The sequence below is a fragment of the Virgibacillus sp. MSJ-26 genome (genome assembly GCF_018918075.1).
Taxonomy (GTDB): Bacteria; Bacillota; Bacilli; order Bacillales; family Amphibacillaceae; genus MSJ-26.
Genome location: NZ_JAHLPW010000023.1, coordinates 35,460 through 55,591 on the forward strand (window position 1 = coordinate 35,460; position 20,132 = coordinate 55,591).

22 protein-coding genes are annotated in these 20,132 nt (G+C 35.6%); 16 read left to right on the forward strand and 6 right to left on the reverse strand.

Translation table 11 applies throughout. The features are described from left to right. Positions 1-130 precede the first annotated feature (130 nt). The 5 genes from KQI49_RS16510 (at position 131) to lpdA (ending at position 6,054) form a co-directional block, all read left to right on the forward strand. On the forward strand, positions 131-808 hold the full coding sequence (locus tag KQI49_RS16510; protein ID WP_216490693.1) for a YkyA family protein: 678 nt from the start codon (positions 131-133) through the stop codon (positions 806-808). Between the two features lie 515 nt (positions 809-1,323). Continuing rightward, on the forward strand, positions 1,324-2,367 hold the full coding sequence (gene pdhA / locus KQI49_RS16515) for a pyruvate dehydrogenase (acetyl-transferring) E1 component subunit alpha (RefSeq protein ID WP_216490712.1): 1,044 nt from the start codon (positions 1,324-1,326) through the stop codon (positions 2,365-2,367). A 3-nt stretch (positions 2,368-2,370) separates the two neighbouring features. Continuing rightward, the gene (locus KQI49_RS16520; RefSeq protein WP_216490694.1) at positions 2,371-3,348 is read left to right on the forward strand and encodes an alpha-ketoacid dehydrogenase subunit beta; all 978 of its coding nucleotides are present in this window, start codon (positions 2,371-2,373) and stop codon (positions 3,346-3,348) included. 18 nt (positions 3,349-3,366) lie between these two features. Continuing rightward, entirely contained in the window at positions 3,367-4,644 is a 1,278-nt protein-coding gene (locus KQI49_RS16525) for a dihydrolipoamide acetyltransferase family protein (protein ID WP_216490695.1), read from the forward strand. A 3-nt stretch (positions 4,645-4,647) separates the two neighbouring features. Then, positions 4,648-6,054, forward strand: coding sequence for a dihydrolipoyl dehydrogenase (gene lpdA / locus KQI49_RS16530; RefSeq protein WP_216490696.1), 1,407 nt, complete (start codon positions 4,648-4,650; stop codon positions 6,052-6,054). Positions 6,055-6,128: 74 nt separating this feature from the next. On the opposite strand, the gene KQI49_RS16535 is transcribed toward lpdA, so the two are convergent. Further along, positions 6,129-7,673: a glycine betaine uptake BCCT transporter gene (locus tag KQI49_RS16535; protein WP_216490697.1), complete on the reverse strand. Its 1,545-nt coding sequence runs from the start codon at positions 7,671-7,673 to the stop codon at positions 6,129-6,131. 285 nt (positions 7,674-7,958) lie between these two features. Between KQI49_RS16535 and KQI49_RS16540 the strand changes: the two genes are divergently transcribed. The 3 genes from KQI49_RS16540 (at position 7,959) to KQI49_RS16550 (ending at position 10,230) form a co-directional block, all read left to right on the forward strand. Next, a complete protein-coding gene (locus KQI49_RS16540) occupies positions 7,959-8,819 on the forward strand; it encodes a polysaccharide deacetylase family protein (RefSeq protein WP_253286896.1) in 861 nt (286 codons plus the stop codon). Positions 8,820-8,984: 165 nt separating this feature from the next. Continuing rightward, complete coding sequence (locus KQI49_RS16545; protein ID WP_216490698.1) at positions 8,985-9,944, forward strand: NAD(P)H-dependent flavin oxidoreductase; 960 nt, start codon at positions 8,985-8,987, stop codon at positions 9,942-9,944. 13 nt (positions 9,945-9,957) lie between these two features. Further along, positions 9,958-10,230, forward strand: coding sequence for a UPF0223 family protein (locus KQI49_RS16550; protein ID WP_216490699.1), 273 nt, complete (start codon positions 9,958-9,960; stop codon positions 10,228-10,230). Positions 10,231-10,365: 135 nt separating this feature from the next. On the opposite strand, the gene KQI49_RS16555 is transcribed toward KQI49_RS16550, so the two are convergent. Continuing rightward, the gene (locus KQI49_RS16555) at positions 10,366-10,983 is read right to left on the reverse strand and encodes a YktB family protein (protein WP_216490700.1); all 618 of its coding nucleotides are present in this window, start codon (positions 10,981-10,983) and stop codon (positions 10,366-10,368) included. A gap of 235 nt (positions 10,984-11,218) precedes the next feature. Between KQI49_RS16555 and KQI49_RS16560 the strand changes: the two genes are divergently transcribed. Further along, positions 11,219-11,419 carry a hypothetical protein gene (locus KQI49_RS16560; RefSeq protein ID WP_216490701.1) on the forward strand — a complete coding sequence of 67 codons (201 nt, stop codon included), beginning with the start codon at positions 11,219-11,221 and terminating at the stop codon, positions 11,417-11,419. Positions 11,420-11,519: 100 nt separating this feature from the next. Further along, positions 11,520-12,329, forward strand: coding sequence for an inositol monophosphatase family protein (locus KQI49_RS16565; protein WP_216490702.1), 810 nt, complete (start codon positions 11,520-11,522; stop codon positions 12,327-12,329). A gap of 20 nt (positions 12,330-12,349) precedes the next feature. Here KQI49_RS16565 and KQI49_RS16570 read toward each other — a convergent pair whose 3' ends face one another. Further along, positions 12,350-12,520: a DUF5325 family protein gene (locus KQI49_RS16570; protein ID WP_216490703.1), complete on the reverse strand. Its 171-nt coding sequence runs from the start codon at positions 12,518-12,520 to the stop codon at positions 12,350-12,352. Positions 12,521-12,699: 179 nt separating this feature from the next. Here KQI49_RS16570 and KQI49_RS16575 point away from each other — a divergent pair, with 179 nt between their 5' ends. Then, on the forward strand, positions 12,700-13,002 hold the full coding sequence (locus tag KQI49_RS16575; RefSeq protein WP_216490704.1) for a YlaH-like family protein: 303 nt from the start codon (positions 12,700-12,702) through the stop codon (positions 13,000-13,002). An 80-nt stretch (positions 13,003-13,082) separates the two neighbouring features. Here KQI49_RS16575 and KQI49_RS16580 read toward each other — a convergent pair whose 3' ends face one another. Further along, positions 13,083-13,286: a YlaI family protein gene (locus KQI49_RS16580; RefSeq protein WP_216490705.1), complete on the reverse strand. Its 204-nt coding sequence runs from the start codon at positions 13,284-13,286 to the stop codon at positions 13,083-13,085. Positions 13,287-13,402: 116 nt separating this feature from the next. Between KQI49_RS16580 and KQI49_RS16585 the strand changes: the two genes are divergently transcribed. Further along, positions 13,403-13,663, forward strand: coding sequence for a hypothetical protein (locus tag KQI49_RS16585; RefSeq protein ID WP_253286897.1), 261 nt, complete (start codon positions 13,403-13,405; stop codon positions 13,661-13,663). 43 nt (positions 13,664-13,706) lie between these two features. On the opposite strand, the gene KQI49_RS16590 is transcribed toward KQI49_RS16585, so the two are convergent. Both KQI49_RS16590 and KQI49_RS16595 read right to left on the reverse strand, forming a co-directional pair. Then, positions 13,707-14,309 (reverse strand): YhcN/YlaJ family sporulation lipoprotein, encoded by a 603-nt coding sequence (locus KQI49_RS16590; RefSeq protein WP_216490706.1) that lies wholly within the window; start codon positions 14,307-14,309, stop codon positions 13,707-13,709. A gap of 168 nt (positions 14,310-14,477) precedes the next feature. Then, on the reverse strand, positions 14,478-14,966 hold the full coding sequence (locus tag KQI49_RS16595) for a hypothetical protein (protein WP_216490707.1): 489 nt from the start codon (positions 14,964-14,966) through the stop codon (positions 14,478-14,480). A 223-nt stretch (positions 14,967-15,189) separates the two neighbouring features. Between KQI49_RS16595 and KQI49_RS16600 the strand changes: the two genes are divergently transcribed. The 4 genes from KQI49_RS16600 to pyc all read left to right on the forward strand — a co-directional run bounded on the left by KQI49_RS16600 (position 15,190) and on the right by pyc (position 20,003). Beyond that, a complete protein-coding gene (locus tag KQI49_RS16600) occupies positions 15,190-15,471 on the forward strand; it encodes an Fpa/YlaN family protein (RefSeq protein ID WP_216490708.1) in 282 nt (93 codons plus the stop codon). Positions 15,472-15,747: 276 nt separating this feature from the next. Continuing rightward, positions 15,748-15,960, forward strand: coding sequence for an FtsW/RodA/SpoVE family cell cycle protein (locus tag KQI49_RS18960; protein ID WP_371817591.1), 213 nt, complete (start codon positions 15,748-15,750; stop codon positions 15,958-15,960). Positions 15,961-15,998: 38 nt separating this feature from the next. Beyond that, the gene (locus tag KQI49_RS16605) at positions 15,999-16,499 is read left to right on the forward strand and encodes an FtsW/RodA/SpoVE family cell cycle protein (RefSeq protein WP_371817592.1); all 501 of its coding nucleotides are present in this window, start codon (positions 15,999-16,001) and stop codon (positions 16,497-16,499) included. A gap of 60 nt (positions 16,500-16,559) precedes the next feature. Continuing rightward, positions 16,560-20,003 (forward strand): pyruvate carboxylase, encoded by a 3,444-nt coding sequence (pyc, locus tag KQI49_RS16610; protein WP_216490709.1) that lies wholly within the window; start codon positions 16,560-16,562, stop codon positions 20,001-20,003. Positions 20,004-20,132: the final 129 nt, after the last annotated feature.

The following is a 20,132-nucleotide window of genomic DNA, read 5'->3' on the forward strand; positions in this document are numbered from 1 at the left end:
TTAACATAAACATAAACTAGATATCATAGAAATTAAATGGACAAGATATTTTAGCTTAACCAACATAAATTCTATGATATACTTGGAAGCGTAAAAAAATCCAATGGGATGTTTGGAGGAGGAGAAATCTTTGGCTAGGTTAAAGAGAGTTTTGTTATTTTCGGCAATAGGCTTGCTTTTAATGCTTGTCGCTTGTAACAATTCAACAGAAGAAAAAATTCACGAACACTTGGAGCAAGCTGTACAGATAGAGAATGAAAATGAAAATTCCATGACGGAGCTCGAACAAAACGAGCAAGAAATTTATAAAAAAATAATTAGCTTATCAATGGATGATTATGATGAAATCAAGAAGCTTGCTAAAGAGGCTAGTGAAAATATCGATAAACGAAAAGAATTACTACAGGCGGAAAATGAGAGATATACCGAATCGAAAGACGAATTCATGAAAACAGAGAATCTTATTAAAAAATTAAGCGATGAAGAAGCTGAGGGTAAAGCAGAAAAAATGTATGACACTATGATGGAGCGTTATGAAGCTTATGATGAGTTGTATGACTCTTACATGACTATACTTAAAAAAGAAAAAGATCTTTATAGTTTATTTATAGAAGAAGACACAGAGCAGGAAGACCTAACAGATCATCTTAATAGTTTAAATGAAGATTATGAATCGGTCATCGAAACAAATGAAAAATTTAATGAAGAAACCGAAAAATATAACAAGCTTAAAAAGGATTTCTACAGTTCAACTGAATTAGATGTTGATTATCAAAATGATAAAGCAAATAAAGCCGAAAAAGAATAAAGCTAGGACGAGTAAGTTTTCTCTCTATGAGTAGAGGGAAAACTTTTTTATTGGTTGAAAGTCTATAGTACTATTCATATTTTAAGTTTAAGTCAACAAAATTATTATGGTGAGGTGAACTGTGGAAATAGGATTGCCTTAATACAATCACTGATACAGTTATAAAATATTACTATAACAGATGAAACAGGAAAAACTTAAAAAACGTTAATAAAATACTTTAATAAAAATATGCTATAAACTCGAGTCGATATGGTTGACCAATATTAACCTTTTAGGATAAAATTAAAACGAGATAAAAATTGTACTAATTATTACTTGTGAAATAGTATAACAGGGATTCAGATGACAATTAAGATTAAACTAATGGTCAAGAGGGTATATATTTTAGAGTGGGTTAGTACAAATTTTTTGTTTTTCAGGGAAGGCTAATAAAGAGACAAAATATTTATAAAGAAAGGAAGAGGTGAACTGATTTGAAACACGTACTTGAAAGTGTTGAAAGTAAGTTCGAAATGTTCCAGATTCTTAATGAAGATGGAAAAATAGTCAATAAAGATGATATGCCTGATTTATCAGATGAGGAATTAAAAGAATTAATGAAAAGGATGGTGTATACGCGTATTTTAGACCAACGTTCCATTGCTTTAAATAGACAAGGACGTTTAGGTTTCTATGCACCAACCGCTGGTCAAGAAGCTTCTCAATTAGGAAGTCAGTTTGCATTAGAGCAAGAAGATTTCTTGTTGCCAGGATACCGTGATGTTCCGCAGTTAATCTGGCAAGGACTGCCTCTTTATCAAGCTTTCTTATTTTCAAGAGGACATTTCCACGGAAACCAAATGCCTGAAAATGTCCATGCACTAAGTCCACAAATCATTATCGGTGCACAGTATGTACAAGCAGCTGGAGTGGGACTTGGACTCAGAATGAGAGGCAAGAAAAACGTTGCTGTTACTTACACTGGTGATGGCGGTACATCCCAAGGAGATTTTTATGAAGGTCTTAACTTTGCAGGTGCTTTTAATGCAAATGTGATTTTCATCGTACAAAATAACGGATTTGCTATCTCAGTTCCTAGAGAAAAGCAAACTAAAGCGAAAACACTTGCACAAAAAGCGGTAGCTGCCGGAATAGAAGGAATTCAAGTAGACGGTATGGACGTGCTAGCTGTGTATGCAGCGACAAAAGATGCACGTGAAAGAGCAATTAATGGAGAAGGTCCAACTATGATTGAAACTTTAACATATCGTTACGGACCTCATACAATGGCTGGTGATGACCCGACTCGTTATCGTAGTGCTGATCTTGACACTGAATGGGAAAAGAAAGACCCACTAGTTCGCTTCCGTAAGTTCTTAGAAAGCAAAAAATTATGGTCAGAAGAGGAAGAGAACGAAGTCATTGAAAAAGCAAAAGAAGAAATTAAAGAAGCGATCAAGCAAGCGGATAAATATCCAAAACAAAAAGTAACAGATTTAATTGAACATATGTATGAGGAACTTCCAGTTAACTTACAGGAGCAAATGGAAGAATATAAAGAAAAGGAGTCGAAGTAACCCATGGCTCAAATGACTATGATTCAAGCAATAACGGATGCACTCCGTACCGAATTAAAAAATGATGATAATGTTCTAGTTTTTGGAGAAGATGTAGGTAAGAATGGTGGCGTATTTAGAGCAACTGAAGGTCTGCAAAAAGAATTTGGAGAAAATCGCGTTTTTGATACTCCACTTGCTGAATCAGCTATTGGTGGCCTATCAATTGGTCTGGCAACTCAAGGTTATCGCCCTGTTCCGGAAATTCAGTTCTTTGGTTTCGTTTATGAAGTTATGGACTCAATCAATGGCCAGATGGCTCGTATGCGTTATCGTCATGGTGATACACATACATCACCAATAACTATCCGTTCACCATTTGGAGGTGGGGTTGCAACTCCTGAACTTCATGCGGATTCGCTTGAAGGATTAATGGCCCAACAACCAGGATTGAAAGTTGTCATCCCGTCAACACCTTATGATGCAAAAGGTCTATTAATCTCAGCTATTCGCGATAATGATCCAGTGATTTATTTAGAACACATGAAGCTTTATCGTTCATTCCGTGGTGAAGTACCTGAGGAAGAATATACAGTTGAACTTGGCAAGGCGGATGTCAAGCGTGAAGGAACAGATGTCACGATAATTGCTTATGGTGCCATGGTACATGCTAGCCTCAAAGCTGCGGAAGAACTTGAAAAAAATGGTGTGAATGCTGAAGTTATTGATTTAATGACAGTGTCACCAATTGATGTTGATACGATTGTTGAATCAGTTAAAAAAACAAATAGAGTTGTTGTTGTTCAAGAAGCACAGCGTCAAGCGGGTGTTGCTTCACATGTTGTCACAGAAATTCAAGAGCGAGCCATCCTCCACCTTGAAGCACCGGTATTACGCGTGACAGCTCCTGATACAGTGTATCCATTTGCAGCAGTTGAAAATGAATGGTTGCCAGATCATAAAGATATTATTGAAAAAGTTAATGAAGTTATCAATTATTAAAGATCGGAGGTCGTTTTAATGTCATATGTTTTTAAACTTCCAGATATAGGTGAAGGTATTCACGAAGGTGAAATCGTTAAGTGGTTTATTGAAGAAGGAAAAGAAATTAAAGAAGACGATGTTCTATGTGAGGTTCAAAATGATAAAGCCGTTGTCGAAATTCCTTCTCCTGTTGAGGGTACTGTAGAAAAAATACATGTAGAAGAAGGCAGTGTAGCTGTTGTAGGTGATCCGTTAGTCACGTTTGATGCAGAAGGTTATGAATCTCATGATGATGAGCCGGAAGATGAAGATACAACACAATCAGAGGAGAAAGAAGAAGTAACAGAGAAAGAAATGGCAAAACAAGACGAAAAACAGAGTGATGAATCTGAAGACGACAATCGACGCGTTATTGCAATGCCGTCCGTACGAAAATATGCCAGAGATAATAATGTTAAAATTCAAGAGGTGACCGGCTCAGGGAAAAATGGACGTATCCTCAAAGATGATGTGGATCGTTTCTTAAGCGGAGACCAAGCAGAACAAGTTGCTGGAGCTGATGAAACAACGACAACTACATCCACTCAACAACCAGTTGTTTCAGAAGGAGATTTCCCAGAGTCACGCGAGAAAATGACGAACATCCGAAAAGCTATTGCCAAAGCAATGGTTAATTCCAAAACAAAAGCGCCTCATGTCACGCTTATGGATGATGTCGATGTTAGTGAACTGGTTGCTCACCGTAAGAAATTTAAAGCTGTCGCAGCTGAACAAGATATCAAGTTGACATATCTTCCATATGTTGCAAAGGCCCTTGTTTCTGCTTTGAAACAATATCCAATCTTGAATGCGTCAGTTGATGATGAAACAGATGAGATTGTTCAAAAGCATTACTATAATATTGGTATTGCGGCTGACACTGACAGAGGACTACTTGTACCTGTTGTTAAAAATGCTGATCGTAAGTCTATCTTTGAAATTTCAAAAGAAATAAATGAATTGGCAGAAAAGGCTAGAGATGGTAAACTAGCACCAGACGAGATGAAAGGCGCTTCAAGCACCATTACTAATATAGGCTCAGCTGGTGGTAAATGGTTTACTCCTGTTATTAACTATCCCGAAGCAGCTATACTTGGTATAGGTCGTATAGCAGAACAACCAGTTGTCCGTAATGGAGAGGTAGTTGTTGCTCCAGTCCTTGCATTATCACTAAGTTTTGACCACCGTATTGTAGATGGTGCAACAGCACAGTTAGCCTTAAATCAAATCAAGCGACTATTAAGCGATCCGCAATTAATTATGATGGAGGCGTAGAGTATGGTAGTAGGAGATTTCCCAATTGAATTAGACACATTAGTTATTGGTGCAGGACCTGGCGGTTATGTAGCTGCCATCCGTGCTGCCCAACTAGGACAAAAAGTAACAATCGTTGATAAAGGGGATTTGGGAGGCGTGTGCTTAAACGTAGGATGTATACCTTCCAAAGCACTTATTGAAGCAGGACATTCTGCTCAAAAAGCAAAGGGTAGCGAAGATTTGGGTATTACTACAGACAACGTGTCAGTAGACTTTTCCAAAGTGCAAGAATGGAAAGGAAAAGTTGTAAACAAATTGACTTCAGGGGTCGAAGGTTTATTAAAAGGAAATAAAGTTGATATTGTCAAAGGTGAAGTATACTTTGTTGATGATCATAAAGTACGTGTGATGGATGAAAAAAATTCTCAAACCTACACTTTTAAACATTGTATTATAGCAACAGGTTCAACACCAATCGAAATTCCAGGCTTTAAATTTTCAGAACGTATTATTAACTCAACTGGTGCTTTAAATCTTAAAGAAGTACCTGAAAAGCTTGTTGTTGTTGGTGGAGGTTACATCGGTACTGAATTAGGGACAGCTTATGCTAACTTTGGTACAGAAGTAACAATTTTAGAAGGAACGAAAGACATTTTAGGTGGCTTTGAAAAGCAGATGTCACAACTTGTAAAACGTAACTTGAAGAAAAAAGGTGTAAAAATTATCACTGAAGCGACTGCGAAAAGTGCAGAAGAAAGTGATAAAGGCGTTAAGGTTACCTATGAAGCAAAAGGTAAAGAAGAGACCTTAGATGCTGATTATGTACTTGTTACAGTAGGTCGTCGCCCAAATACTGAAGAAATTGGCTTAGATCAAGTAGGTATTGACGTTGACGAAAAAGGACTTATTAAAATTGATAAGCAGTGTCGCACAAATAAAGGTAACATTTATGCTATCGGCGATATTGTAGCAGGAAAACCTCTCGCCCATAAAGCTTCATATGAGGCAAAAATTGCAGCTGAAGCAATCAATGGTGAAAAATCTGAAATAGATTATTTAGGTATTCCTGAAGTTGTCTTTTCTGAGCCTGAACTTGCATCAGTAGGTTTTAATGAAAAACAAGCAAAAGATGCTGGTTATGAAGTGAAAGCTTCTAAATTCCCATTTGCTGCAAATGGACGTGCTTTATCACTTAATGATACAGATGGGTTTGTTAAGCTTGTAACTAGAAAAGAAGACGGACTAGTTATTGGCGGTCAAGTTGCGGGTGTAAACGCTAGTGATATTATCGCTGAGATTGGTCTAGCAATCGAAGCGGGTATGACAGCAGAAGATATTGCATTAACGATTCATGCTCACCCAACACTAGGCGAAATGACCATGGAAGCAGCAGAAATTGCCCTTGGTACGCCAGTGCATATGCTATAAAATATAATATTAAAAAGAGGGTTGCATTCGCGACCCTCTTTTTTTAAGGTTAAATTGTTAACTAATCATGTTAATTATATTCTTTTAGCTTGACTTCTTCTCTTTTTCCTCTGTTGTAATTCTTCATTCTCAATTCTTAACGCTTTTAACAAGGAAATAATCACAAGTATGAGGATTATGGCAAATGGAAATGCAGCTATAATTGATGCAGTCTGTAATGCCTCCAGACCGCCTTGCCATAAAAGAACGGTTGCCGCACCCGATTGAATAATTCCCCATATTAATTTAACGCGGTTATCAGGATATAAGCTACCACCTGTTGTTTGCATGCCTAGTACAAAAGTTGCTGAGTCTGCTGATGTGATAAAAAATGTACTGATCAGTAATATAGCAATCAATGACACAAAGCCTGTCAATGGATAATGCTCAAGCATTGAAAATAATGCTGATTCTGTCCCGAGATTGTTTATATCTTCAATGATATTTGCATCTTGAAAGAACTCAAGGTTTAATGATGCTCCTCCAAAAACTGTAAACCATAATGCTCCAAATAGTGTAGGAACAAGCAGGACCCCGGAAACAAATTCTTTGATTGTTCTACCTCGTGAAACACGTGCTATAAACGTACCAACAAATGGTGCCCAAGCAATCCACCATGCCCAGTAGAAAATGGTCCAGTCTTTAATCCAAACAGAATTTTCATTACTAAAAGGTGTCATTCTTAAGCTCATACTTGGTAAGTTCTGTATATAACTACCAATTGTTGTGGTAAAGGACTTCATGATAAAAGTAGTCGGTCCCAGCACTAAGACGAATAGCATTAATAAAAAGGCTAAAATTAAATTAGTGTTACTAAGATACTTAATACCTTTATTAAGTCCTGTCATTGCTGATACAAGGTAGAGGACTGTCACTGCAATAATAATAAGAAGTTCCACCATAAAACTCTCAGATGCACCAAATACATAGGATAAGCCTCCACTAATTTGAATGGCACCGAAACCTAATGATGTTGCAACGCCAAATACAGTTGCAAAGACTGCTATAAAGTCAATGATGATTCCTAGAGTTCCTTTCATACGATCGCCAAATAATGGTTCTAAGATTGCACTGATTAGGCCGGGTGCCTGTTTACGGAACTTAAAAAAGGCGAGCGCCAGTGCCAATACGGCGTATACACCCCATGGATGCAATCCCCAGTGGAAAAAGCTATATTGCAACGCATTTTTAGCTGCATCCTCAGTCCCAGGCTCACCGAATGGTGGATTGTGAAAATGAGACAACGGTTCGGCGGCTCCCCAGAATACTAAACCGATTCCCATACCTGCACTAAATAACATGGCAAACCATGTTATGTAAGAGTATTCTGGTTCGTCATTAGGTTTACCAAGCTTAATATTCCCATATTTTGAAAAGATCAGATATATAGCAAAGCCAAGGAAACCTGTTGCGCTTAATAAGTAAAACCAACCAAACTTATCAACTAAAAATCCCTGAATTATTTCAGTTACATTATCTAAATTTCCATGTGGTAATACACTAGACGGGATAACCCCCCAAATTATAAATAAAATTGAGACAATAACTGAAATATAAAATACTTTGGTTACTTTATTCATAACTGTACTCCCTTCATTATTTCTTGTATGTATAAAGTCACTACTACATTCTAACAAGCATATAAATTTTTTAAAGTATTTACATTTAATTTTAGTAAACTACACTTATTCTTTACTTTTATATGGAGATAATGCGTACAATTTCGTTATTAACGAATATTACCCTTGATTGATATAAGATAAACAGATTTTTAATGTATAAAAGGTTAATGTTTTTTTCTATTATTATTTTTGATATTATGGAAGGGATTGATTTAATTTGGCTTCTTAAGGAGGGAACTGAAATTGAAAAGACTAGCAACAACTATAATCATTGTCTTACTCGTAATAGGTGGATGTTCAATATCCAGTAGCAACGAGGACAAGGATAGTTCAGTTGATCAAGTAAAAGATGAGGAAAACCATGATGATAACGATAATATATCCACAAGCAAAAATGAGGAGAATGATGAAAAAGAAGAAATAGCAGAGGATAAAGAAGCTGAGGACGATAAAGAAGAAGTTTCAAAATCGATGACACCTCTTTATGAAGTTAACGATGTTTGGTCTATCGTTCCGATTGACAACGCGAATGACAAGGTGGTTCTTCTAACAATAGATGATGCTCCAGATAAGTACGGATTGGAAATGGCACATACGCTAAAAGAATTGGATGCACCAGCTATCTTCTTTGTGAATGGGCATTTTTTAGAAACTCCTGAAAAAAAAGAGGAGCTTAAAGAAATACGAGATATGGGATTTATGATTGGTAACCACACAGTAACTCATGCATATTTACCGGATCTTTCAGAAGAAGAACAAAAGGAAGAAATTGTTGAATTAAATGACCTTGTTGAAGATGCACTTGATGAACGCCCCAAATTCTTTAGGGCACCCAATGGCGCTAATACAGACTATACAAAGAAAATTGCTAAAGAAGAAGGTATGACTCTTATGAACTGGTCTTATGGATATGACTGGGAAGAGGAGTATCAGACAAAAGAAGCAATAACCGAGATAATGCTTAATACTGAGTTGTTGTCCAATGGATCAAACTTGTTAATGCATGATCGTGAATGGACAGCAAAAGCTTTAGAAGACATCGTCACAGGTCTTAGGGAACAAGGATACGAATTGGTCGATCCACATACAATAAAAACAGAATAAATAAAGCACTTCAGTAATTAAAATGGTTCCGATCTCAAACTTTTGTTTTCGGAACCATTATTAATTTAAAGAAAAATATTTCGCTCATTGTTCTGACTATAAAATGATAGGATAGTATAAAGAAGCAAAAAAACTAGAGTATTAAGTTATGGAGGGATGGAATTTATGGAATGGAAGACTAAGGTTACGGATTTATTAAATATAAAATATCCGATTATTCAGGGTGGACTCGCTCATTTAGCGTATGCTGAGCTCGCAGCTGCCGTTTCTAATGCAGGAGGCTTAGGCCAAATTACTGCAATGAGCCTAGAGAATGAAGATCAATTAAGGCAAGAGATTAAACGAGTTAAAAGCTTAACTACTAAACCATTTGGTGTTAATTTTGCAATTGGCCAACATAACCGTCCATTTGAACATATGGTAAAAGTAGCCATCGATGAAAGTGTCCCTGTTATCTCAGTTACTGGAGGCAATCCACAGGGTATTTTAGATATGGTTAAAGGGACAAGCATTAAAAAACTAGTCTTAGTTGCTGCAAAGCGTCAAGCGCAAAAAGCAGAAGAACTAGGGGCAGATGCAGTTATGGTCGTTGGACAGGAAGGGGGAGGACATATTGGACGTGCTGACACAGGAACAATTGTCTTAACACCACAAGTCGCTGATCACGTGTCCATCCCTGTTATCGCATCTGGTGGTATTATTGATGGTAGAGGATTGATGGCCGCTTTAGCACTCGGTGCAGAGGGGATAGAAATGGGGACAAGGTTTATAGCGACTAAAGAATGTAGCTATGCACATCCTAAGTATCAACAAGCAATCATTGAAGCAGATGAAACAGCTACAATAGTGATTAAAAGGTCTATCGGTGCTCCAGCTCGTGCTTTAAATAACAGATGGACTGAGCGAATTATTGAAATTGAGGAGAAAGAGCCTAATTATGATGCATTAAAAGATTACATAAGTGGTACTGCCAATAAACAATACATTCACAAAGGGAAAAAGGAAGAAGGGTATGGTTGGGCTGGCCAAGGAGTGGCGGGCATAAACGATATTCCTACTGTTCAAGAGTTGATTGACCAAATTATCAACGACGCTACTGAAATCAGAAAAAAATGGTCAAATTGAGGTGAATTAAGCTATGGGATATCATTATCCAATTGATATAAATTGGTCGAAGGATGAAGTCATTGATGTTATAGGTTTTTTAACAATGATTGAAAAAGCATACGAATCAACAATAGCACGTGATGATGTTATAACTGCTTATAGAAAATTTAAAAGAGTAATACCATCCAAAAGTGAAGAAAAACAAGTACTTGCTCAATTTAAAAAGGAATCAGGTTATTCAGGCTATCATACGATTAAAAAGGCGAGAGAATCAAACCAAAAGGCTATTTCAATGAAAAAATAAAAAAGCGAAAAATATGTTTTTCATCATGTTTATTCTTCGCTAAGAAAATGGATAATATCAAGTGACCGAACAATGAATTATTAATAATTCATTGTTCGGTTTTATTTTCATTGTTAAGCCTTAATTAGACGTTGTTCATCTAATTTTAAGTGATTTTTGGTAAAATGGAATAAGCGTATGGAATGTATCTTTTATGGTGGACAGCAATACATCGCCATTTTCTACTCTTGGATCTTCAGCAGCTAGATGTTTGCCTATTAAAAACTCGGCTTTCTTTACGTTTTTAAAACGTTCTAAATGTTCTAGTTTTATATCAGCTATATTAACACTATCTTTCTTCATATGATTAAGGGAAACGCTGAACTCTGTAGGCAGTTCTTTTAATGTATTGAAATTTTTAATAAACATATCCGCAATGTTTTCTTTACCTTCTAATTCATATATGAAAGCTAACCAAATGAATAAATGATCATCAAATAATCCGACTTGGAAATGGGGATGTTTTTTATAGCCACGTTTATTATCTGCTATGGCTAACCAGGTATCTTGAGGTGGATTGACTGTTCTTCGGGCATGTTTAGCAATATGAAGAAACATTTCATTCCCAAGTTGAACAGAAAGATCTTCGACAAGTTCAGTACCTAATTTTTTAAATTTTGGTTGGATCCTCGTTTGGATGGCACTCATTCTATTCTCTAAACCATCTATATTAAAAACAGAAAAGTCATTTTGAGTAAAACCATTAAATTGCATATACCTCAACCTTTCATTTCTAAAAATATATCATCTATTATTGAGTATATAATCAGTCAAGTCAAGATATAGCGCTCGACTCATTCGTTTAAAATAAGAATATTTTGGGTAATAAGTAACATAACTAAGATGAATGGGGAGTTAACGAAAATTAAAAAAACATCATATATTAAAGGAATTAAAGATGAACAGTAACTTTGATTAGAAACAGTTTAAAAATGAGAGGGTGATAAAAATGAAGTTTGTTATGGAGGCATTTAGAAAACAAGAATTGATAGAACAATTACCCGTTATCTTGATGGAAATTGATTATGAACTTCTTACACTCTTTGAAGCCTTACAAGCCAATGATACAGTTCAGATTATAAAAGCAAAAGAAAAACTTAAAGATTTACGCCTTAAAAAAATAGAAATAGAAAAAGAATCTAATTTATAAGGTTTATCTAAATGTACTTCCATAAATATGACTGTCCTCCGACTATTTGATAAGGTTAGAGTGAGAGCAAAAAATGAAGTATGGAAGTGGAGGAAGTAGTATGGATATTAATCAAAAAGAAAGTGTCTATCAACAGGCAAAAGAATGGATTTATGAGGCAGGAGAAGAAATTCTCAGCAAGATCAATGGACCTCTTGATATTCAAACAAAATCTAATCCTAATGATTTAGTAACAGCGGTTGATAGTTCAACAGAAGCCTATTTCGCATCAAAAATAAGGAATACTTATCCTAGTCATCGCATCTTAAGTGAAGAAGGATACGGAGATAGACTGGATACACTAGAAGGAACTGTCTGGATTATTGATCCAATTGATGGAACTATGAACTTTATTCATCAGAAAAGAAACTTTGCCATTTCAATCGGGATTTATCATGATGGGGTAGGAGAGATAGGTCTTATTTATGACGTCATTGCTGATGTTTTATATAGTGCCAAAAGAAATGAAGGTGCTAAGAAAAATGGAGTGCCTCTACCTAAACTTGATAAGGGAGTAAATCTTAATGAAGCTATTCTTGGCCTTAATCATTTCTGGCTATGCGAAAATAGACTAGTTGATGAAAAGGTCATGCAAGGCCTTGTGAAAACAGTACGTGGAACAAGAACTTACGGGTCCGCAGCTTTAGAATTTGCATATGTGGCAGAAGGTATTATGGATGGCTATTTAACAATGCAGCTTTCTCCATGGGATATTGCCGCAGGAATCGTTATAGTCAATGAAGTAGGAGGGATAACGACAAATATGGAAGGTGAACCAATAAATATGCTCTTAAAAAGCTCTGTTTTAACCTGCCATCCGAACATTCATGATTCAATTTCTAAAGATTATTTCAAAAAAGGAAAAAAGTGACTCTCATAGCAATAAGAGAGTCACTTTCGTTTTTGTTTTTTTGATATGGCATAACCCATTATTAAAAATCCTAATAATAAAAATATCAAGATAAATGTAATGCTTTTGTAGGAAATTGCTATGCCGACTCCCACGAACATCATAGTTACTAATGTCGCTAATAATAGTGCTGGAATATTAATGTTTTTCATATGATTGCACCCCTGTTTTCTATATCCAAGTATATATTAAATAACTAAAATGTACAAAGCTCTTACATAACAATAGCGAAGTGAAACTGGAATCTTACAGTGATATTTAGTATGATAGTTATGATTTAAATACATGCGAGACAGAATTAATTTATTAATAAATATTTGGAGGGCAGAAAATGGGTGCCATCATTTTTGATTTTATTTATAATCACTTCGGAGCAGACCATATAATAGGTATTTTCTATGTACTTAATTTAATTTTTGCAGCAATATCATATAAACTCGGTTTCGCTAGAGAGCTTCCGTTAATAAAAAGTATATTTGTTTATATTATGCTAGCAGTAGGGACTGTAATTCTTACTATATTCAGTTTGGTTAGATTTCCTATTACAGAAGTTTTAATTATTATATCCTTTGTGTTAGGAATATATCGTTTCCGCCTCCATCAGGAGCGTAAAGCGACAAAAGTTGGTAATTAATAGCATGTAACATAATAAATGAAAAAATCAAGCCCGAACAATGACACCAGTATCAAGTCATTGTTCGGGCTTCGATGTTGTTATATAAAATCATCATGTTTATATTTATCTTTGTATAGATGAAATTTTCCGGTAGAATGGCGCTGTTTTGTTCTTTCCTCGATACGTTTATGACATTCTGCACACATATATAAATTAAGCCTACGATTTCTTAATCTTTTGGCTGTAAAGGAATCATCTTTCAAATGTTCTACTTTATCGCAAAGTGTACATTTAACCTGCATTTTATCACCTCTAAAACTCTATCTATTTCATAACTATAACATAAAATATTATTCTAAACACAGCTGAAGAGGTGTTTTATTTAATAATAAGTGGGGAATATAAGAGTAAACCTTCAATGGAAAGGACGATATTAATGAATAAACGTTTATTGTTAATTGCTTCGGGAGTTGGAGCACTAAGTGCAGTAGCAATATCATTCTTTGTAAACAAGCAAAATGAAAATAATAAAATGAGTACTTTTGAAAATGCAGGTGTGCCAGACCAAACCGGTAACAAGGACTTGGCACAGTTAGAAAATGCAAAAATGGTTTCTGAGGGTTCTCAATTCGGAGTCCAATATTATAACCACGCAAAATCAAATGGTGGTGCCAATTAAACAGTACTTAAAAAGTGTTCCTCATAAAGAGGAACACTTTTTCTTATCTTTTATTATCTAATTCATCATTAGACTGATTTTCTTGAATGTCTTCTAAGTTTTCTTTATCATCCTCAGGAAGGATTTCTTTATTTTGATCCTCTTCTTTAGGCATGTTTTCAGGTACTGGGAAGTTTGGCATATAGCGACCAACAATTGCAGCTAGCTCTTCAATAATACCTTGTACGGGATAACCTTCCTGCACTTTTTTGTTCATTTCACTAATTCTATCTGCTATATCACCGTCTGCGACTACGACAGCTGTTTTACCGTATGGATCTTTTTTTAATGCCTCCAACACGGAATATTTGATCGTTCCTACTCGAGATCTATCCAAATCCCCATCAACATTAAGTCCGACTACGGCATATGGACCAAGTACAATGGCTACAGAGTTATTAACATCAGGAACAGAATCAGCGACATCTACAAGATGATTTGCAATTTGACTGTTTGACAATTCTTTTTTTTCATCTTGATTGCTATTTTTAAGTTTAACATAGCGGTCAGTCGTTTCTTGATCGGATAATGTACCTTCGTTATTCTCTTGTTGGCAAGCAAATAATAATAAAACAGGTAGTAATATTAAAAATAATCGTTTTAACACCTTGAAATACCTCCTATAAAGGATATACTTTGGTGTTATTTTAAGTTAGTTAAGCTAAATTATACTTTTAAATTTAAAACGTTTCCTCAATAAAAAAGCCAATCTGTGTTCATTATATCCAGAATGGCTTGTTATTTTTATATGACTATGTCGAATCAATGTTAATCGTTATTCTATAACTATCTCTTTAATACCAGTAATTGGATCTTCCTGATTAGTTCCATCTTGATAAAACAATTGAACAGGACCGTTATCTTTTAAAGGTTTGCCGTCTATTGCGAATAACAATAGACAATTTCTCAAGTGCTCTAAAGAAATGTTGACATTACCTTTATCAGTAACTAACACAGCTTCCCTAGCCTCAGATGTTATTTCGGCATTGTTTATAAAATCCTTAATCGGCATCACATAAGAATTCTTCAATATTTTTTCTCTTTCAAATCGGTTAATGCTTCTATTAACAGGTGGCTTAATTTTCTGTTGATAAACTTCTTGACTCCACCTTTGTGCTGTTTTATCATAATCACTTTCTGTGTTTGATTCACTTGCTTTATTTGTAAATGCTTCTTCAAGTAAAATTTTACGATCATCAAATATCCATACGGTTGGATCCAATGTGATTGGATAGGTAACATTCCCTTTTATTGGAACAATCATTTCTTTCCACCTCTCTCTATTTTCTTTTACAAGGATAGCAGACATGAGAAAATTTTTCACGGATTGTGAGAGTTTATTTATATTACAATATTTTCATTTGCTTTTTATGAACTCTAACGATAATATAAATAAGAAGAGGAATTTTCTATAAAAAATATAATATGCTTTTTATATAAGCAAACTTATTGATCATAGAAGTTCTATGTTGGAGGGGATAAATTTGATGCCAGAGATGACCGTAACTCATCGAGAAAAAGCCCATGCCCTTCTTAAGGCTGATGCTGACAAAATATTAAGACTGATAGAGGTTCAAATAAAAAATTTAACAATGCCACAGTGCCCTTTGTATGAAGAGGTATTAGATACTCAAATGTTTGGTTTATCGAGAGAGATTGACTTTGCTGTTCGCTTAAACTTGATTACAGAAAGTGAAGGAAAGAGTATTCTCGAAAACTTAGAAAGACAGCTCAATATACTACATGAGGCGGCACAGAATTCAGTGTAATTAGACTAAATATCTCTGTCTTGTGGCTTTTTTGTAATACCAAGCAAAACTTTGCCAACATAGAGAAAGGCAAGGTTTTTTTGTTTTTAATTCTTTAATGAAGCGTTGATGCACATTAAGGTTATTTCTTATTATTAATTTATATTAAATTTTCTAAAATATCAGAAGCTAAAAATGGATATAATGAAATAATGTGTTACTCTAATTAGATTAATGTGATATACTAAAAGGGCCACCCGTTTAGTTTAAAAATAGCTAGATGATGGGGAAAAAAGGATGAATGACTTTAAATATTACGATTTTACATTAGTCATTGCACCCATTTTGTTAGCAGCTTTCGGCTTAATTATGATTTATAGTTCAAGCATGGTAACTGCCATCGTGGAAGGGCGTGAAAGTACATATTATTTAGTTAAACAATCGCAATGGTTTTTTGTGAGTTTAATTGCATTTGTGTGTGTTTGTCTTTACCCTTATAAACATTTTTAGTAGGGGGTTTTTCCCCATTAGCTATTGCGATTCCAAATATGGTAACAGATGTTAGGATTGCCAGATTTACTGGTGCTTATCAACCGTATACGGCTCCAGATACAGATGGATATCATCTTATTCAATCATACCTCGCTATAGGAGTAGGTGGGATAACAGGCGAAGGTTTAGGACAAAGTGTCCAAAAATTAGGGTACTTAATGGAAGCGCATACCGATTTTATTATGGCTATTATTGCTGAAGAATTGGGATTTATTGGCGTCATCATCGTTATTGGAACGTCAGCGACGATTGTATTAAGAGGATATTTTATAGCTAGGAAATGTAAAGACAGTTTTGGATCACTTATTGCTATAGGCATTTCAACTATGGTTGGGATACAAGCTACAGTTAATTTAGGAGCAATAAGTGGTGTTTTGCCAATTACTGGGGTCACTCTACCTTTTATTAGCTATGGAGGATTGTCCTTACTTGTTTTGATGGTTTCTATGGGGGTTTTGAATAATGTTGCTATGAATGTCAAGAAAGAGAGAGTATGATTCACCAATGGAAAGACAACCTAGAAAAACTTTGCAAACTTATCAAAGGAGAGAGAAACAATGGTCGAGTTAGAGAAAATTAATAAAGTATTAGTTGCAAATCGTGGTGAAATTGCTATCCGGGTCTTCCGCGCTTGTACTGAGTTAAATATTCGGACGGTTGCTATTTATTCAAAAGAAGATTCAGGTTCTTATCATAGATATAAAGCAGATGAAGCATATTTAATTGGAGAAAGTAAAAAACCTACAGAAGCTTATCTGGATATTGAAGAAATTATTAAACTTGCAAAAAGTGTAGATGTTGATGCGATACACCCAGGCTATGGTTTTTTATCGGAAAATATTCAATTTGCCAAGCGTTGTGAAGAAGAAGGTATTATTTTCATTGGCCCTACTAGCGAACATTTGCAGATGTTTGGTGATAAAGTGAGAGCTCGCTCGCAGGCTGTTAAAGCTGGTCTTAAAGTAATCCCGGGAAGTGGTGGGCCTGTTGATTCACTGAAAGAAGTGGCTGATTTTGGAAAAGAGCATGGCTATCCTATTATTATTAAGGCAACCCTGGGTGGGGGTGGTCGGGGTATGCGTATCGTCAGAAATGAAAGCAATTTAGAGGAAGCTTTTGATAGGGCAAAATCAGAAGCAAGAGCGGCTTTTGGCGATGATGAAGTATATGTGGAAAAATTAATTGAAAATCCAAAGCATATTGAAGTGCAAATTCTAGGGGATAAAAAACAAAACATAGTTCATCTTTATGATCGTGACTGTTCAGTTCAGAGAAGGCATCAAAAATTAGTAGAAGTGGCACCAAGTGTATCTATTTCTGAAGAATTAAGATTAGAAATATGTAATGCGGCAGTAACCCTAATGAAAAATGTGGATTATTTAAATGCCGGAACAGTTGAGTTTTTAGTTACAGAAAAAGATTTTTATTTTATTGAAGTAAATCCACGCGTTCAAGTTGAACATACCATTACAGAAATGATTACAGGAGTAGATATCGTACAGTCTCAAATTATGATTGCTGATGGAAAAGACTTGCATGGTACTACTATAGGTATACCTAAGCAGGAAAAAATCCACACAATGGGGTACGCTATACAATCGCGTATAACAACAGAAGATCCTTTAAATAACTTTATGCCAGATACAGGAAGAATAAATGTTTATAGATCAGGTGGTGGCTTCGGTGTTCGCCTGGATGCTGGGAATGGTTTCCAAGGGGCTGTCATTTCACCTCATTATGATTCATTATTAGTTAAAGTATCGACATGGGCACTATCTTTTAAACATGCTGCTGATAAAATGGTGCGAAACTTAAAGGAATTCAGAATCAGAGGGATAAAGACGAATATCCCTTTTTTAGAGAATGTGATGCTACATGAATACTTTATGTCTGGTGAGTACGATACAACGTTTGTCGATAAAACACCTGAATTATTTGTCTTTCCTAAGCGTAAAAATCGTGGCACAAAAATGTTATCTTACATAGCTCACACAACTGTTAACGGGTTCGATGGGATGCCGAAAAAGAAAAAGCCTCACTTCAAACAACCTGAATTACCTAAAATTGATCAAGTACCTGAACAAAAAGGTACTAAGCAAATCTTAGATAAAAAAGGGCCAAGTGGCGTTGTTGATTGGATGAAAGAACAACAGGATGTCCTGCTAACAGATACTACATTCAGAGATGCTCATCAATCTCTTTTAGCTACAAGAATTCGTACCAAGGATATCTTGAAGGCTGCAGAACCAACTGCACGCCTATTGCCAGAGCTTTTTTCGGTTGAAATGTGGGGAGGTGCTACTTTTGACGTGGCTTATCGATTTTTAAAAGAAGATCCATGGGAGAGACTATTAAACCTACGTCAAAAAATGCCTAATGTTTTATTTCAGATGTTATTAAGGGCGAGTAACGCAGTCGGATATAAAAACTATCCCGATAATCTAATCGAAGAGTTTGTAAAGAAAAGCTCAGAAGGTGGTATAGATGTTTATCGAATTTTTGACAGCTTAAACTGGTTAGAAGGAATGAAACCTGCTATTCATGCTGTTAGAGAAGCGGGGAAATTAGCAGAGGCATCTATTTGTTATACGGGAGATATATTAGACAGTGGTCGTTCTAAATACGACCTTACTTATTATAGAAATTTAGCAAAGGAATTAGAGAACACTGGGGCGCATGTATTAGGAATTAAAGATATGGCTGGATTGCTTAAACCTGAAGCTGCTTATCAGTTAGTTACAACACTAAAAGAAACTGTGGATATTCCGATTCACCTCCATACACATGATACGAGCGGCAATGGTATATACACATACGTGCGTGCCATTGATGCAGGAGTGGATGCTGTAGATGTGGCAGCAGGGTCGATGGCAGGATTAACTTCACAGCCAAGCGCACAAACCCTATATCATGCTCTTGAAGGGAATGAACGACAACCTAAAATCAACATTGAATCATATGAAAAGCTATCCAATTATTGGGAGAATGTCCGTAATTATTATCAGCAATTTGAAAGTGGCCTTAGGGCTCCAAATACTGAAGTTTATTTTCATGAGATGCCAGGTGGACAATATAGTAACTTAATGCAACAGGCTAATGCGGTAGGTTTAGGGAACAGATGGAATGAAGTAAAGACAATGTTTCGTCAAGTCAATGACATGTTTGGCGATGTTGTAAAAGTTACGCCTTCTTCCAAAGTTATTGGAGATATGACACTTTTCATGGTACAAAACAACTTAACTGAAGATGATGTCTATGAAAAAGGTGAATCGATTGATTTTCCAGATTCGGTAGTTGAATTTGCCCAAGGCTATATTGGTCAGCCATATCAAGGTTTTCCTAAAGAACTTCAACGCATTATCTTGAAAGGAAAAGAACCGATTAAAGTCAGGCCAGGTGAATTAATAGAACCGGTTGATTTTACCGAGATGAAAAATACGTTGTTTAAGAAATTAGATCGTCATGTCACAAGTTTTGATATGATTGCTTGTGCTCTTTATCCTAAAGTGTTTATGGATTATCATAAATTTCATGAAAAATACGGGAATTTATCCGTGTTAGATACGCCGACGTTTTTTTATGGAATGAAGTTGGGTGAAGAGGTTGAAGTGGAAATTGAGCAGGGAAAAACATTAATTGTTAAACTTCTTTCTATTTCTGAACCCAGATCAGATGCAACTAGAGTCGTGTATTTTGAATTAAATGGTCAGTCGAGAGAAGTGGTAGTGAATGATGAAAATATTACATCAGAGGTGGCAGCAAAACCTAAAATTGATCCATCGAATCAACATCAAATTGGTGCAACGATGCCTGGAACAGTCATTAAGGTACTTTGTGAGGAAGGAGAAAAAGTTGAAAAGGGTGACTTTTTGATTGTTACAGAAGCTATGAAGATGGAAACAACTGTCCAAGCTCCGTTTGCTGGTCAAGTGAAAAAAATATATGTTGGTGATGGTGAAGCCATTACAACAAATGACCTATTAATAGAATTTACGGACTAGAATAGCACAAAAAACATACTAAGATTAGTGGGTAATGTCATCGACGGATGACATTACCCACTATTTTCTTTTTATAAGGTATAGTGAGAAGTGAAAGAAAGCCCGACCGAAGCCTCAGGGATCACGAAT

Bases quoted from the DNA above. Each gene is read 5' to 3' on its own strand.
- KQI49_RS16545 (WP_216490698.1), top strand. From the start codon at position 8,985: ATGGAATGGAAGACTAAGGTTACGGATTTATTAAATATAAAATATCCG.
- KQI49_RS16595 (WP_216490707.1), bottom strand. From the start codon at position 14,966: ATGATTGTTCCAATAAAAGGGAATGTTACCTATCCAATCACATTGGAT.
- pyc (WP_216490709.1), top strand. From the start codon at position 16,560: ATGGTCGAGTTAGAGAAAATTAATAAAGTATTAGTTGCAAATCGTGGT.
- lpdA (WP_216490696.1), top strand. From the start codon at position 4,648: ATGGTAGTAGGAGATTTCCCAATTGAATTAGACACATTAGTTATTGGT.
- KQI49_RS16575 (WP_216490704.1), top strand. From the start codon at position 12,700: ATGGGTGCCATCATTTTTGATTTTATTTATAATCACTTCGGAGCAGAC.
- KQI49_RS16600 (WP_216490708.1), top strand. From the start codon at position 15,190: ATGCCAGAGATGACCGTAACTCATCGAGAAAAAGCCCATGCCCTTCTT.
- KQI49_RS16570 (WP_216490703.1), bottom strand. From the start codon at position 12,520: ATGAAAAACATTAATATTCCAGCACTATTATTAGCGACATTAGTAACT.
- KQI49_RS16565 (WP_216490702.1), top strand. From the start codon at position 11,520: ATGGATATTAATCAAAAAGAAAGTGTCTATCAACAGGCAAAAGAATGG.
- KQI49_RS16580 (WP_216490705.1), bottom strand. From the start codon at position 13,286: ATGCAGGTTAAATGTACACTTTGCGATAAAGTAGAACATTTGAAAGAT.
- KQI49_RS16555 (WP_216490700.1), bottom strand. From the start codon at position 10,983: ATGCAATTTAATGGTTTTACTCAAAATGACTTTTCTGTTTTTAATATA.
- KQI49_RS16520 (WP_216490694.1), top strand. From the start codon at position 2,371: ATGGCTCAAATGACTATGATTCAAGCAATAACGGATGCACTCCGTACC.
- KQI49_RS18960 (WP_371817591.1), top strand. From the start codon at position 15,748: ATGAATGACTTTAAATATTACGATTTTACATTAGTCATTGCACCCATT.
- KQI49_RS16550 (WP_216490699.1), top strand. From the start codon at position 9,958: ATGGGATATCATTATCCAATTGATATAAATTGGTCGAAGGATGAAGTC.
- pdhA (WP_216490712.1), top strand. From the start codon at position 1,324: ATGTTCCAGATTCTTAATGAAGATGGAAAAATAGTCAATAAAGATGAT.
- KQI49_RS16585 (WP_253286897.1), top strand. From the start codon at position 13,403: ATGGAAAGGACGATATTAATGAATAAACGTTTATTGTTAATTGCTTCG.
- KQI49_RS16605 (WP_371817592.1), top strand. From the start codon at position 15,999: ATGGTAACAGATGTTAGGATTGCCAGATTTACTGGTGCTTATCAACCG.
- KQI49_RS16560 (WP_216490701.1), top strand. From the start codon at position 11,219: ATGAAGTTTGTTATGGAGGCATTTAGAAAACAAGAATTGATAGAACAA.
- KQI49_RS16535 (WP_216490697.1), bottom strand. From the start codon at position 7,673: ATGAATAAAGTAACCAAAGTATTTTATATTTCAGTTATTGTCTCAATT.
- KQI49_RS16525 (WP_216490695.1), top strand. From the start codon at position 3,367: ATGTCATATGTTTTTAAACTTCCAGATATAGGTGAAGGTATTCACGAA.